General features: G+C 41.7%; 10 protein-coding genes and 1 riboswitch. Of the genes, 5 read left to right on the forward strand and 5 right to left on the reverse strand.

The features are described from left to right. Nucleotides 1-13 precede the first annotated feature (13 nt). The 3 genes from ABVC65_RS04345 (at nucleotide 14) to ABVC65_RS04355 (ending at nucleotide 3283) form a co-directional block, all read left to right on the forward strand. Nucleotides 14-307, forward strand: coding sequence for a DUF4193 domain-containing protein (locus ABVC65_RS04345; RefSeq protein WP_004112589.1), 294 nt, complete (start codon nucleotides 14-16; stop codon nucleotides 305-307). Then, nucleotides 307-804, forward strand: a complete 498-nt coding sequence (gene dut / locus ABVC65_RS04350; RefSeq protein WP_020761335.1) for a dUTP diphosphatase — start codon at nucleotides 307-309, stop codon at nucleotides 802-804. The genes ABVC65_RS04345 and dut overlap by 1 nt, the downstream gene beginning before the upstream one ends. A 139-nt stretch (nucleotides 805-943) precedes the next feature. Continuing rightward, nucleotides 944-3283: a RelA/SpoT family protein gene (locus tag ABVC65_RS04355; protein ID WP_116438015.1), complete on the forward strand. Its 2340-nt coding sequence runs from the start codon at nucleotides 944-946 to the stop codon at nucleotides 3281-3283. A 104-nt stretch (nucleotides 3284-3387) separates the two neighbouring features. On the opposite strand, the gene ABVC65_RS04360 is transcribed toward ABVC65_RS04355, so the two are convergent. The 5 genes from ABVC65_RS04360 to ABVC65_RS04380 form a co-directional block, all read right to left on the reverse strand. Beyond that, a complete protein-coding gene (locus ABVC65_RS04360; RefSeq protein WP_004112594.1) occupies nucleotides 3388-3927 on the reverse strand; it encodes a peptidylprolyl isomerase in 540 nt (179 codons plus the stop codon). 147 nt (nucleotides 3928-4074) lie between these two features. Continuing rightward, on the reverse strand, nucleotides 4075-6720 hold the full coding sequence (thiC, locus tag ABVC65_RS04365; protein ID WP_004125096.1) for a phosphomethylpyrimidine synthase ThiC: 2646 nt from the start codon (nucleotides 6718-6720) through the stop codon (nucleotides 4075-4077). Beyond that, a riboswitch (TPP riboswitch) is annotated at nucleotides 6717-6824 on the reverse strand. It overlaps the preceding gene by 4 nt. Nucleotides 6825-6984: 160 nt before the next feature. After that, nucleotides 6985-7668 (reverse strand): methionine ABC transporter permease, encoded by a 684-nt coding sequence (locus tag ABVC65_RS04370; protein ID WP_004121720.1) that lies wholly within the window; start codon nucleotides 7666-7668, stop codon nucleotides 6985-6987. A 2-nt stretch (nucleotides 7669-7670) separates the two neighbouring features. Beyond that, nucleotides 7671-8495 (reverse strand): methionine ABC transporter ATP-binding protein, encoded by an 825-nt coding sequence (locus ABVC65_RS04375; protein WP_004125098.1) that lies wholly within the window; start codon nucleotides 8493-8495, stop codon nucleotides 7671-7673. Nucleotides 8496-8599: 104 nt separating this feature from the next. Continuing rightward, entirely contained in the window at nucleotides 8600-9448 is an 849-nt protein-coding gene (locus ABVC65_RS04380; RefSeq protein WP_004125099.1) for a MetQ/NlpA family ABC transporter substrate-binding protein, read from the reverse strand. A 300-nt stretch (nucleotides 9449-9748) separates the two neighbouring features. Between ABVC65_RS04380 and ABVC65_RS04385 the strand changes: the two genes are divergently transcribed. Continuing rightward, nucleotides 9749-11446, forward strand: a complete 1698-nt coding sequence (locus ABVC65_RS04385; RefSeq protein ID WP_032812300.1) for an NAD+ synthase — start codon at nucleotides 9749-9751, stop codon at nucleotides 11444-11446. Between the two features lie 241 nt (nucleotides 11447-11687). After that, a complete protein-coding gene (gene pflB, locus ABVC65_RS04390) occupies nucleotides 11688-14063 on the forward strand; it encodes a formate C-acetyltransferase (protein ID WP_004121710.1) in 2376 nt (791 codons plus the stop codon). The last annotated feature ends 58 nt before the right edge of the window (nucleotides 14064-14121 follow it).

Consider the following 14121-nt stretch of genomic DNA (forward strand, 5'->3'; position numbering starts at 1 on the left):
CGAAAGGACCATAATGGCACAGGATTATGATTCTCCTCGTAGTAAAGACGAAGACGAGGAGTCATTGGAAGCGTTGAGTAAGGGTTCACAAAGCTCTGCCAACGATATAGACGATGATGAGAATGCTATTGCAGAAGATTACGAGTTGCCAGGTGCAGATTTAAGTAATGAAGATGCGTCTGTTACAGTAATACCAATGCAGGGTGATGAATTTATTTGCTCAGAGTGTTTCCTCGTAAAGCATCGTAGTCAGCTTGCGCAAATGTCTCAAGACGGTCAGCCAGTTTGCAAGGAGTGCGCAGCCTAATGTCTTATGACGAGACCTACACTGGTCCAGAACAGGTAGAAGTTCTTATCAAGTATTTAGATAATTTAGACAATACTGATAGTAATCAGCCTGCTATGGAACATATTTCTTACGCTCATGCTGGAGATGCTGGGGCGGATTTGCGAACTACGCAAGATGTGACTTTGCGCCCGTTTGAACGTGCTCTGGTTCCAACTGGTGTTGCTATAGCTTTGCCAGCTGGATACGTTGCTCTAGTTCATCCGCGTTCTGGTCTCGCTGTAAAACAAGGTGTTACAGTTCTTAATGCGCCAGGAACCGTTGATGCTGGGTATCGCGGTGAAATTAAGGTTCCGTTGATAAATATGGATCCGAACAATACTGTGCAGTTCCATCGTGGAGATCGTATAGCTCAACTAGTTATTCAGCGTTATGTTGAAGCTAATTTTATTGAGGCAAATCAGCTTCCAGGATCAGATAGATCTACAAAAGGATTTGGATCTACTGGAGTGCAATAAATTACATAAATCCGGCCAGAGCTAAGTTTATTAGACTGAGTCGGATTTATTGTATTTAATATTAGACATGTAGATTATTGTATGATTTAGCTTGTTTTACAATGTAGGATAGTAACTATAAATCGGGAGGTGATATTCGATGGGTGAAAATCAAGACGACATTAAGGGAGCTAACATGCTCGGATGTGAAATTAGCGAAGATATGCGAGACCCATTGTGCCCAATATTGCGAATGTGTAGGTGGCATCATCCCGATGAGAATATGGAGATATTGCACAAAGCTTATGCTAGAGCCGTAAAACAGCATACTGGTCAAAGGCGTAAATCAGGCGAACCATATATTATTCATCCTCTTGCTGTTGCTCAGATTTTAGCTGACCTAGGAATGGGTCCTATAGTTGTTGCTGCAGGATTATTGCACGATACTGTTGAAGATACTGATTACACGCTAGAAGAGTGTAGGGCTGATTTTGGTGATACTGTTGCAGGATTAGTTGACGGTGTTACAAAAATATCAAAAATGGAATATGGAGAAAGCGCTCAGGCAGAAACAATCAGAAAAATGGTTGTTGCAATGAGCCGAGATGTGCGAGTGTTGGTAGTAAAACTTGCAGATCGTTTGCATAACGCTCGTACGTGGAGATACGTTAAGCCATCTAGCTCGCATAAAAAGGCTCGTGAAACTCTAGATGTTTACGCTCCTCTTGCAAATCGACTCGGTATGAACGCAATTAAAACAGAGCTTGAAGAGCTAAGCTTTAAAGTTTTATATCCAAAAATTTATAACGAAATAGTAGTTTTAGTTGCTCGAAGAGCTGGCCAGCGAGAAGTCTACTTGCGTCAAATTCTAGAAGAAATCAATGAAGATTTAAACCAGCAACATGTAAAAGCTTCTGTTAAGGGGCGTCCAAAAGATTATTTCTCAATCTATCAAAAGATGATTGTTCGAGGACATGATTTTGAAAATATTTACGATCTTGTAGGTGTGCGAATAATCGTTGATTCTATTCGAGACTGTTATGCGGCTCTTGGTGCTGTGCATGCGCGCTGGAGCCCTGTTCCAGGACGTTTTAAGGACTACATTGCTACTCCTAAGCTAAATATGTACCAAAGCTTGCACACTACTGTTGTAGGTCCTGGTGGAAAGCCTGTGGAGATTCAGATTCGCACATGGGACATGCATAGGCGTGCTGAATTTGGTATCGCTGCTCACTGGAAGTATAAGGCAAACGGACAAGCTGGTCGCGCTTTAAGTAAGCCAGATAAGGGTGATGTTAAGCGTGAGCAAGAAGAAAACAAAGAGCTTAGCGAATTAGATAACTTAAAGTGGATTCAGCAGCTTGCAGATTGGACTAGCGAAACGCCAGATTCCGACGAATTCTTGGGTTCCTTAAAGCAAGATCTTGGAGCCTCGGAAGTCTACGTGTTTACTCCAAAAGGAAGTATCGTTGCTCTTCCGCAAGATGCAACTCCAGTTGATTTTGCTTATTCTGTGCATACAGAAGTTGGTCACAGAATGATGGGTGCTCGCGTAAATGGAAAGCTTGTGCCGCTTGATACAAAGCTCAACAACGGAGACACTGTAGAAGTTCTTACATCGAAGTCTGATACTGCTGGACCTTCCAGAGATTGGCTCAGCTTTGTAAAAAGCCCTAGAGCTAGAAATAAGATTCGTCAATGGTTTAGCAAGGAACGCCGTTCGGAGGCGATTGAAGAGGGTAAAGACGAGCTTACGCGAGCTATGCGTAAACGTAACTTGCCTTTATCTACTTTACTTACTCCACAAGCGTTAATAGGTGTTGCAGAAGAGCTTAATATAACTGCTAACGTAGAAGCTGTTTACGCTGCAATTGGAGAAGGTCAAGTTTCCACTCAAAACGTTATTTCTCGTCTTGTTAAAGATGCTGGTAGTGAAGAAGTAGCTGAAGAAGCTCAGGAAGAAGCACTTCCGCTTAGGAGAGTTGAGCGTAATCGCAAATCTAATGGTGTTCTTGGTGTTTCCGTAAAGGGCGTTGGAGATGTGTGGGTTAAACTTGCTCGCTGTTGCATGCCTGTTCCTGGAGATGACATTGTTGGTTTTATAACTAGAAATCAGGGTGTTTCTGTTCATAGAACGGATTGCCAGAATATGATTGATCTGCAAAAGTCACAGTCAGAGCGTGTTATTCCTGTTCAATGGACTAGCGATAAAGGCTTGTTCCTTGTTAAAGTTCAAGTAGAAGCTTTGGATCGTCAGCATTTGCTTTCGGATGTTACGCGAGTTCTTTCGGATCATGGTGTAAACATTCTTTCGGGAACTATTGCTACTGGAGATGATCGCGTTGCTACAAGTCAATTTACGTTTGAAATGGCAGATCCTCAGCATTTGAATACTCTTCTTGCTGCGATTCGTAAGATTGATGGCGTTTTTGACGTTTATAGAATTACGGGCGCAAAAGATAGTGCGGAACCGCGACTCAGAAAAATGGAACGCGACTAAACAATAAAACCTAAACAATAAAACTTCCAGTCAAATAATGTTTTGGCTGGAAGTTTTATTATTGTAATTTTTATATTATTTATGCTTTATTTTAGTTAATGTTATTACTTAATAACCTCAATAGATATAATTCCAACTGGCTCTAGTGGGGCATCAGACCTATCTGTTGGAACAGATTCGAGCTTATCTACAACAGCCTTAGATTCATCATCCACGACTTCTCCAAAAATAGTGTGATGACCATCAAGCCAAGGAGTTGGCACAGTAGTTATAAAGAACTGAGATCCATTCGTGCCATGTAAACGTCCGTCTCGTCCGCGCTGTTTTCCAGCATTTGCCATTGCAAGAAGATACGGTTTATCAAACTTTAAAGATGGGTCAATCTCATCGTCAAATTCGTAGCCAGGACCACCCATTCCGTTTCCAAGAGGGCATCCGCCTTGAATCATAAAGTCTTTGATAATACGATGGAATGTCAAACCGTCATAGAATGGTTCGTTGGATTTTTCTCCCGTAAAAGGATTCATCCACTCTTTTGAACCAGTCGCCAAGTCAACGAAATTTTTTACTGTAATAGGCGCTTTATCGTCAAAAAGATTAATCTTTATATCGCCTTCGGACGTATGCATATTGATAAGTGTCATAATGCGATTTTCCCATATGTTAAAGACTGTTCAAAATTGTTGCAAATAAAACTGTTGCAAATAAAAATAAGGCGAGCTTGAGCAGGATTAATCTTGCACTAACTCGCCTTATTTTCGTAATATCAAAACTTTAGAAACATAGATACTCTACGCTTTGGCGCTTTGATATAACGTTGAACCAGCTTCCTGGAACTTTTTACTCATCTCTTTCATACCCTCGGCAATAGCCTGACTGCGGGCTTCTTCAACAAGTTGTTCTTGTTGAGCTGCGCCACCGAAACGCTTGCGAATATTCTGAGAAATAGCCATTGAGCAGAATTTTGGTCCACACATGGAACAGAAGTGAGCCATTTTTGCTGGCTCTGCTGGAAGCGTTTCGTCATGGAAAGCAATAGCGGTATCTGGATCGTAGCTTAAATTAAACTGATCCAGCCAGCGAAACTCGAAACGAGCCTTGCTTATAGCGTTATCTCGATCCATGGCATGCGGATGATGCTTAGCAAGATCCGCAGCGTGACAAGCAATTTTATAAGCAATAACACCTTGTTTAACGTCGTCCTTATTAGGAAGTCCTAAATGCTCTTTAGGAGTGACGTAGCAAAGCATTGCTGTGCCATAACGAGCGATTTCAACGCCGCCGATAGCGGAAGTAATGTGATCATATCCTGGTGCAGTATCGGTTGTTAAAGGACCAAGAGTATAGAATGGAGCATTCTGGCAAATCGCTTTCTCCATTTCAATATTCATACGGACAGTGTCGAATGGTACGTGTCCTGGGCCTTCAATCATAACCTGAACATCGTGTTGCCAAGCAATCTTAGTAAGCTCTCCAAGAGTCATAAGCTCGGAAAGCTGAGCAGCATCGTTAGCATCAGCTAAGCTTCCTGGACGCAAGCCGTCACCCAAAGAGAACGCAACATCGTACTTGGCGAAAATCTCGCATAATTCTTCGAAGTGAGTGTAAAGGAAGCTTTCTTGATGGTGTTGCAAGCACCATTCAGCCATAATGGAACCGCCTCTAGAAACAATACCGGTTACGCGGTTTGCAGTAAGAGGCACGTAGCGAAGAAGTACGCCTGCGTGAATAGTCATGTAGTCAACGCCTTGCTCGCACTGTTCAATAACAGTGTCGCGGAACAATTCCCAGCTGAGCTTAGAAGCGTCATCCTCAACCTTTTCCAAAGCCTGATACATTGGCACAGTGCCAATCGGAACAGGGGAGTTACGCAAAATCCATTCTCGAGTTGTGTGAATATCGTTACCTGTGGAAAGATCCATAACGGTATCCGCGCCCCATTTAGTAGCCCATGTAAGCTTTTCTACTTCTTCGTCAATAGAAGATGTGACAGCAGAATTACCCATGTTTGCGTTGAGCTTAGTTAAGAAGCGAGAACCAATAATCATAGGTTCTGCTTCAGGATGGTTGATATTGCAAGGAATAACAGCGCGACCAGCTGCAACTTCAGAACGAACAAGTTCCACATCGCAGTTTTCACGAGTTGCAACATATTGCATTTCTGGAGTTACAATATTATGCCTTGCATACCACATCTGTGTAATAGGATGATCTGCAGCCTTCATCGGCTTATGAGTGCGACCACGCCATTCTTTAGAAGCTTTTCCTCGCTTAATAGCTCGCTTACCGTCATCTTGAAGATTTCGACTACGACCTTCATATTCAACAACATCATTGCGATCTCTAATCCAATCAAGACGAAGAGGAGCCAAGCCCTCTTTAGGATCGCACTTAGGACCTTCTGTGTTGTAATCCTTAAATGGTGGGTTAGGACCAACGCCTGGAGTGTCAGAAAGCTTAATTTCTGTATATGGCACTTCCAAATCGTAAGAACCATATTCATATTCAAAGTGAACTGGAGTAGTTTTACGAATATGAGCTTTGTCTCTTTGAGTACATCCGCGAGAAGCGATATCAACGCGCTGCTGCTTTGCTAATTTTGCAGCGTCTTTTGCTTCTTTAGCATTAATGAATTTTGGAGTATCGCTAGCTTTCTCGTCAGCTTTTTCCTGCACTATAACGCGTTTTGCATAACCGTGCTTTTGATTGCCGCGAATGTGTGTAAAGCGTTCCACGAATTCACTCATTGTGGATTCTGGTGTTTCGCTTGCGTACAATGCTTCAGATACAAACAATCCTGCAGCCTTACTGCGAGCAATCATTTCAACGTCTTCTAGAGATGTTCTTCCTCCAACAAGTACTGGAAAATCGCTTGCTGAGCAAATAGTATTAATCTTTGCTTCATCTAAAATAGTGTGATTTGGTTCTAATTCGTAAGTTGGAGTAGTGTTTTCGCAACCATCTTCTGGATTATGCATTGCTGTTACACAAATATAATCAATGCAGCCATCAGGAAGTTCATTAATAACCTTAACAAGACTTTCTGTTTCAACAGATAAGCCGATTATTGCGTCTTCTCCTAAAAGTGCTCGTGCTTCTTTTGGTTCCATGTCGCTTTGTGCAAGATGAACTCCATCGACTTTAATTCCTTGATTTCTTGCCTGCCAGACAACGTCAACTCTTCCGTCTATTACGAAAGTTACTGAATCACATTTATCGTTATCTTCTATGATTTGTGCAATATCTCGTGCGATTGATGTGATTTCTTTTGCGCTTTCATCCGCACAATTAAGCCTTATAAATGTTGATCCTGCACGTAAAGAGTCGTCAACTACATCCGTGAGTGCGCGATTCTTGCATAGTTTAGGATCTGCAATAAAGCATGTGTTTAGGTTGAACTGGTCACGCATTGATGCGTATGGATAGTTTGAGGTCATACTTAATCGTTGCTCCCTACGTTGTATTAACTAACAGGTTCGAAGGGTCAGGTTTTTCGCCTATCTCAGCCTTCTTTAAAAAGAAAGCACCCCTGCAAAATGTTGTGACTCAGACATTTTACATTATTCGGTAGTTTTTTAGTAAATCGTAGGCATGTTGAGTGGTTGACCATTTGATAAATATAAAATCCTAGAAGCGATTAATAGTTTTTAATGCATGTTATTCGCTACTAGGATTTTATTTGTGACTTTTATTATCGAATATTATCGACGTTCATGATGGTTGATTTTATTGGATATTAAATCTCCAACAGTCTGTACTACTTGCACAAGCAGAATGCAGAAAATAACAGCAACACTCATAACATCATATTGGTAGCGCTGATATCCGTAGCGAATTGCAATATCTCCTAGACCGCCTGCGCCAACGGTTCCAGCCATTGCAGAGAATCCAAAAAGTGTAATGAAAGTCAATGCTGCTCCACGAATTAATGAAGGTAAGCTTTCAAAAAGCAATACTTTGAATACTATTTGCGTATTGCTTGCGCCAAAACTTTGTGCAGCTTCTATAAGACTTCCATCAACTTCTGCAAGAGATTGCTCAACAATTCGCGCTACGAATGGTGCAGCTGTTAGAACAAGAGGAACAATAGCACCAGAAACTCCCAAAGACGTTCCAACAATAAGCCTAGTGAGTGGAATTATTGCAACAAGTAGGATTATAAACGGTATTGAGCGAACAATATTTACAATCCAACCTAAAACCGCATTCAAACATGAATTAGGGCGTATTCCTTGTTTTGCACTTGTTATAAGAAGAACTCCTATTGGTAATCCTATTACGTATGCGAATAGCGTAGATATTGAAGTCATAGATATTGTATCTCTTGTGCCTTCAATAAGTAGTTCTCCATATTCGTCTATAAATTGTGAAATATTTTCTGGCATTTTTATTTCACCCCATTATTTGTTGCGCTATTAGTGGTTATTCCATTTTCGGAATTACTATTATTGGATTTAGTTCCCCTATGGTTTTCAACATGTTCGTCTGCAATAAGCGTTTTTAAAATATTGCTTTGAGGATTTTTGAAAAGTGTTGAAGTGTCACCGATTTCTACGATTTTTCCGCCGTCAATCATAGCCACCCTATCGCAAATATTTCTTGCTACTGCTAACGAGTGAGTAATAATAACCAGTGTTACGTTAAGATCTCGGTTGATTCTTCTAAGCAAGTCAAGTATTTGTGCTGTTGTTGTTGAATCCAAGGCGCTTGTTGCTTCGTCACAAAGCATTATAGATGGATTATTAGCAAGTGCTCTCGCTATTGCAACTCTTTGCTGTTGTCCGCCAGAAAGCTGAACGGGGTAGCGGTTTGCTAAATCTTTTAATCCAACTAAATCAAGTAAATACTTTGCTCGTTCTTCTCTTTTTTCTTTAGGAGTGTTGTTTATTTCCAAAGGAAAAGTCACATTTTGTAATACAGTTCTTTGTTGGAAAAGACTAAAGTTTTGGAAAATCATTCCAATATTCGATCTTATTTTAGACAAATCTCTATTTTTTGCGTCCGTAATATCTTTTCCGTCTATTATCACTCTTCCAGATGTTGGACGTTCTAACAAGTTCATGCATCTGACTAATGATGATTTTCCAGCTCCAGAAGATCCCAAAATACCAAACACTTCTCCTGATTCAATAGTTAAATTAATATCGTTAAGTGCTTCATGCGATTGCTTACCACTTGAGTAAGTTTTATAAAGATGCTCAATTTGAATCATATTATCTCTCACTGATTTTGAAAAACAAGCATGAGGCATGCGCCTCTATGCTTTTGTGAGGCACATGTCTCATACTTGTTTATGGTTAGAACACTGTAATCATCTTAGAAAACTGGCAAAACAGCGCCATTGTAGTTTTTCTTTATAAAATCACGAACCGTATCTGTTTTTAACGCTTTTACAAGAGCCTTGATTTTAGCAAGCTTTTCGGATCCCTTCTTAACAGCAATAATGTTTTCGTAGGTTTTAGCAGCAACGCCTCCAACTTTTTCGCTTGTAAGAGGATCTTTAGTTGGATTAAATCCAGCTTGAATAGCGTAGTTTCCGTTTAGAGCAGCTAAATCAACGTCTTTAACAACTGTTGGAACCAAAGCGGCGTCTATTTCCTTAAACTTTAGATTCTTTGGGTTGGAAACAATATCTTTCTTTGTTGCATTAACATCCTTTGGATTCTTTAGCTTAAGAAGACCTGCGTCTTGCAAAAGAAGAAGTGCGCGAGCTTCGTTGGTTGGGTCGCTAGGAACCGCAACTGTTGCGCCATCTTTTAAGTCCTTAATTGTTTTAGTCTTTCCTGGGTAAAGTCCAAATGGTTCAAAGTGGATTCCAGCAATAGAAATAATATGCGTTCCTCTTTCTTTATTAAAGTTATCTAAGTATGGCAAATGCTGATGGTAGTTTGCGTCTGCTTCGCCTTCTTCTACAGCAGTATTTGGTTGCACGTAGTCAGTAAATTCCTTAACAACCAACTTATAGCCTTGTTTTTGCAAAATCGGCTTAACTACTTTGTTCAAAATATCGCTGTGAGGAGTTGGGGAAGCTGCAACCTTAATCACCTTATCGTCTTTAGTTGCTCCATTTGCAGAAGATCCGCATGCGCTTAGTGAAAGCCCCAAAATCGCAGTTAGTGCTGTAAAAGCTGCAATAATCTTTGTGTTCTTCTTTGTGATTTTCATATTTTTCCCCTTGTCCTTTAATGTGTTAATAATTTTTCGTTTCTTAGCAACGGAATATCAATATATGCGATTTTGTAGCCTCTTCGCTACCTATTTTCTATTTGTATAATTTATGACGAGTTAGTAATACTAATGAAATCAGGCAGATAGGTAACAATTAATTTTTTATATTTGCTATTGATTTTTTGTTTTTCGTGATTTTTTATGATTGGCGTTTTGCGATTTCTCTGTTTAGTGGACGCTTTTATTGCAATATGACTTATGCAATGCGTCTTATGTAACATGGCTTATAATAAAAACATGACTTCTTTGCGTTTAGCTTTAGCTCAAATTGACACTTGCGTTGGAAACATAAGCAAAAATACGGATGAAATATTGCGATTTTGCAAAGATGCAAGTAGTGGTAACGCCGATATTGTTGTGTTTCCAGAAATGACACTAACAGGGTATCCAATCGAAGACCTTGCTTTGCGTGCGACATTTAGAAAAGCAGCTAACGAAGCTGCCTATAGTCTTGCTAAAAGCTTGAAAGATAGCAGATTAGGTGACTTATACGTTGTAGTTGGAACAGTCGGTGTAGACGATGAGTTAGGTAAGCCAAGAAATCGCTTGCTTGTTATTCATGAAGGAAAAGTGGAGCTTGTTTATGACAAGCATTTCTTGCCAAATTATGGCGTTTTTGACGAATTTAGAATTTTCTCGTCTGGAAATGATTGCGGAATTCTAAACGTTAAAGGCACAAAATTAGGATTTGCTATTTGCGAAGATATTTGGCAAGATGGCGGTCCGGTTGCGCGTCTTTCTAAAGAGGGGATTGATGTTTTAGTAACAATCAACGGTTCTCCGTACGAAGAAGGCAAAACGGATATTCGCTTAAAGCTTGCTCAAAAGCGTGCAAAAGAGGTTAATGCTCCGCTTGTTTACGTAAATCAAGTTGGTGCTCAAGACGATCTTGTTTTTGATGGCGGAAGCTTTGTAGTAAACGCAGATGGGTCTTTGATTGAGCGTTCTAAAATGTTTGATCAAGACTTAAGTTTTGTTGATTTTGATACAGATTTAGATGCACAAAAGTGCTCAACAATTGCTCAAAAATTAGACCCAGACGAAGAAGTTTATTGTGCATGTGTATTGGGACTTAGAGATTATATGCGTAAAAACGGCTTTAAGGGTGTTTGCTTAGGACTTTCTGGCGGAATCGACTCTGCGCTAGTTGCAACTATGGCGGCAGATGCTTGCGGTGGGCAAAACGTTTGGGGAATTTCAATGCCAAGCATGTATTCTTCGCTTGGTTCTAAAGACGATGCTTGCGATTTAGCGCAGCGACTTGGAGCGCATTACGATGTTCAGCCTATTGAGCCACTTTTTAAATCGTTCCAAAATCAGCTTGATTTGCAAGGCATTGCTGCAGAAAATTTGCAAGCACGAGTTAGAGGTGTGATTGTTATGGCGTACTCTAATTCAAAAGGTTTGCTGGCTTTAGCTACTGGCAATAAGTCGGAGCTTGCATGTGGTTATTCTACGATTTATGGAGATGCGGTAGGAGGGTATGCTCCTATTAAAGATTTGTTTAAGACTCGTGTTTGGGCGCTTTCTAAATGGCGAAATCGCGCTGCTAAAAATGGCGTAGGTCTTGGAATGTTGCCTATTGCAGGAAGTGAAGATTTTCCTAAAGAAAATGCTCCAAAAGATGGCATTCTTATACCTGTAAACTCGATTATTAAGCCTCCAAGCGCAGAGCTAAGACCAGGGCAAAAGGATTCTGATTCTTTGCCAGAATACGATTTGCTAGATAAAGTGTTGGAAGCTCATATTGAACTTGCTCACGGTCGCGCAGATTTGCTTGCAGACGGTTTTGATGAGCGCACAGTTGATACAGTTATTAGGCTTGTAGACCGCGCAGAATGGAAGCGTAGGCAGTATCCGTTAGGTCCAAAAGTTAGTGCGATTGCGTTTGGAAGAGATAGGCGAATTCCAGTAACAACCGCGTTTAGAGAGTAGACGAAATCTTGGATACGTCTTGGGAAAAGTCGCAAGCATCCGTTGATTAACTACATATTGCATATACGCTAGTTTGAGTATTCAAACTAGCGTTTTTTACTAAAAATAAGCTAAAAAACAGTAAAATGTGAGGTAACTCACGTTAAAAATGCCAAAAATCGACGTGTACTGTTTGAACGTTGCTCTAACATAGTAGAGAAGGCGACGTGAAGAAGCGTCGTGGATACGAAAGGAGTCAAATATGGCATCAGTGGATGCATCCGTTCTCAGCGAAGAGGATCTTCGTGCAAAAGCGTGGGATGGTTTTACAAGCGGCAATTGGGAAAAAGATATTGACGTTCGTGACTTTATCCTAAAGAATTACACCCCATACGAGGGTGATGAGACGTTCTTGGCAGACGCTACCGAAAAAACGAAGCATATGTGGAAGTACCTCGACGACAACTACTTGGCAGTTGAGCGCGAGCGCCGTGTATACGACGTTGAAACCCATATTCCAGCTGGTATTGATGCAATGCCAGCAGGCTACATTGAAAGCCCAGAAGTAGATAACGTAATCGTTGGTTTGCAAACCGACGAACCTTGCAAGCGCGCTATGATGCCAAATGGTGGTTGGCGAATGGTTGAGCAGGCTATTAAGGAAGCTGGCAAGGAAGTAGATCCAGAAATTAAGAAGATTTTCACCGTTTATCGCAAGACTCATAACGATGGCGTGTTTGGTGTTTACACCAAGAATATTAAGATTGCTCGTCACAACAAGATTTTGACTGGTTTGCCAGATGCTTATGGCCGTGGTCGTATTATCGGTGATTATCGTCGTGTGGCTCTTTACGGCGTAAACATGCTTATTGAGTTCAAGAAGCGCGATAAGGATTCGATTCCATACCGCAACGACTTTACTGAGACCGAGATTGAGCATTGGATTCGCTTCCGCGAAGAGCACGATGAGCAAATCAAGGCTTTGAAGCAGCTTATTAACTTGGGTAACGAGTATGGCTTGGATTTGAGCCGCCCAGCTCAAACCGCTAAGGAAGCTGTTCAGTGGACTTACATGGGCTATCTTGCTTCTGTTAAGAGCCAGGATGGCGCTGCAATGAGCTTCGGCCGTGTTTCCGCATTCTTCGATTGCTACTTTGAGCGTGATTTGAAGGCTGGCTTAATCAACGAAACCGATGCTCAGGAAATCATTGATGCTTTGGTTATGAAGCTTCGTATTGTGCGCTTCTTGCGTACTAAGGATTACGACGCAATCTTCTCTGGAGATCCATACTGGGCAACTTGGTCCGATGCTGGCTTCAGCGATGATGGTCGCACCTTTGTTACTAAGACTTCGTTCCGTTTGCTCAACACTTTGACTCTTGAGCATCTTGGGCCAGGTCCTGAGCCAAACATCACTATTTTCTGGGATCCAAAGCTTCCAGAAGCCTACAAGCGTTTCTGCGCACAAATCTCTATCGACACGTCTGCAATTCAGTACGAGTCCGATAAAGATATTCGTGAGCACTGGGGCGATGACGCTGCTATTGCTTGCTGCGTTTCCCCAATGCGCGTTGGTAAGCAAATGCAGTTCTTCGCTGCTCGCGTTAACTCCGCAAAGGCTTTGCTCTACGCTATCAATGGTGGCCGCGATGAAATGACTGGCATGCAGGTTATTGATAAGGGTGTTATTGACCCAATCAAGCCAGAAGCCGACGGAACTCTTGATTACGAGAAGGTTAAGGCCAACTACGAGAAGGCTTTGGAATGGCTTTCCGAAACCTACATTGAGGCTTTGAACATCATCCACTACATGCATGATAAGTACGCGTACGAGTCCATTGAGATGGCTTTGCACGATAGGGAAGTCTATCGTACACTCGGCTGCGGTATGTCTGGCTTGTCTATTGCTGCAGATTCCTTGGCTGCTTTGAAGTATGCAAAGGTTTACCCAATCTACAACAAGGATGCTAAGACCACTGAAGGTCATGAGTACGAGTACATCGAAGGCGCAGACGACGACTTAATCGTTGGCTACAAGACGGTTGGCGAGTTCCCAATCTACGGTAACGATGATGATCGTGCTGATGACTTGGCAAAGTGGGTTGTAAGCACTGTTATGGGTCAGGTAAAGCGTTTGCCTGTGTACCGTAATGCTGTTCCAACTCAGTCCATCTTGACTATTACTTCTAACGTTGAGTACGGCAAGAACACTGGTTCCTTCCCATCTGGACACAAGAAGGGTACTCCTTACGCACCAGGTGCAAACCCAGAAAATGGTATGGATTCTCACGGTATGCTTCCATCCATGTTCTCCGTTGGCAAGATTGACTATGACGATGCTCTCGATGGTATTTCTTTGACCAACACCATTACTCCAGATGGTTTGGGAAGAGATGAAGACGAGCGTATAACGAATTTGGTTGGTATTTTGGACGCTGGCAACGGTCACGGCTTGTACCACGCAAACATCAACGTTTTGCGCAAGGAACAGCTTGAAGACGCTGTTGAGCACCCAGAAAAGTATCCACACCTTACGGTTCGAGTTTCTGGCTACGCAGTGAACTTCGTAAAGCTCACTAAGGAGCAGCAGCTCGACGTTATTTCTCGTACATTCCACCAGGGTTCGGTTACTGACTGAGTCTGATTGATTTATGAGGTGCCGCCGGGAGTGAGCAGGTTTTGCTCCTGGCGGCTTT

Source organism: Gardnerella vaginalis, from assembly GCF_040427915.1.
Lineage (GTDB): Bacteria > Actinomycetota > Actinomycetes > Actinomycetales > Bifidobacteriaceae > Bifidobacterium > Bifidobacterium vaginale_C.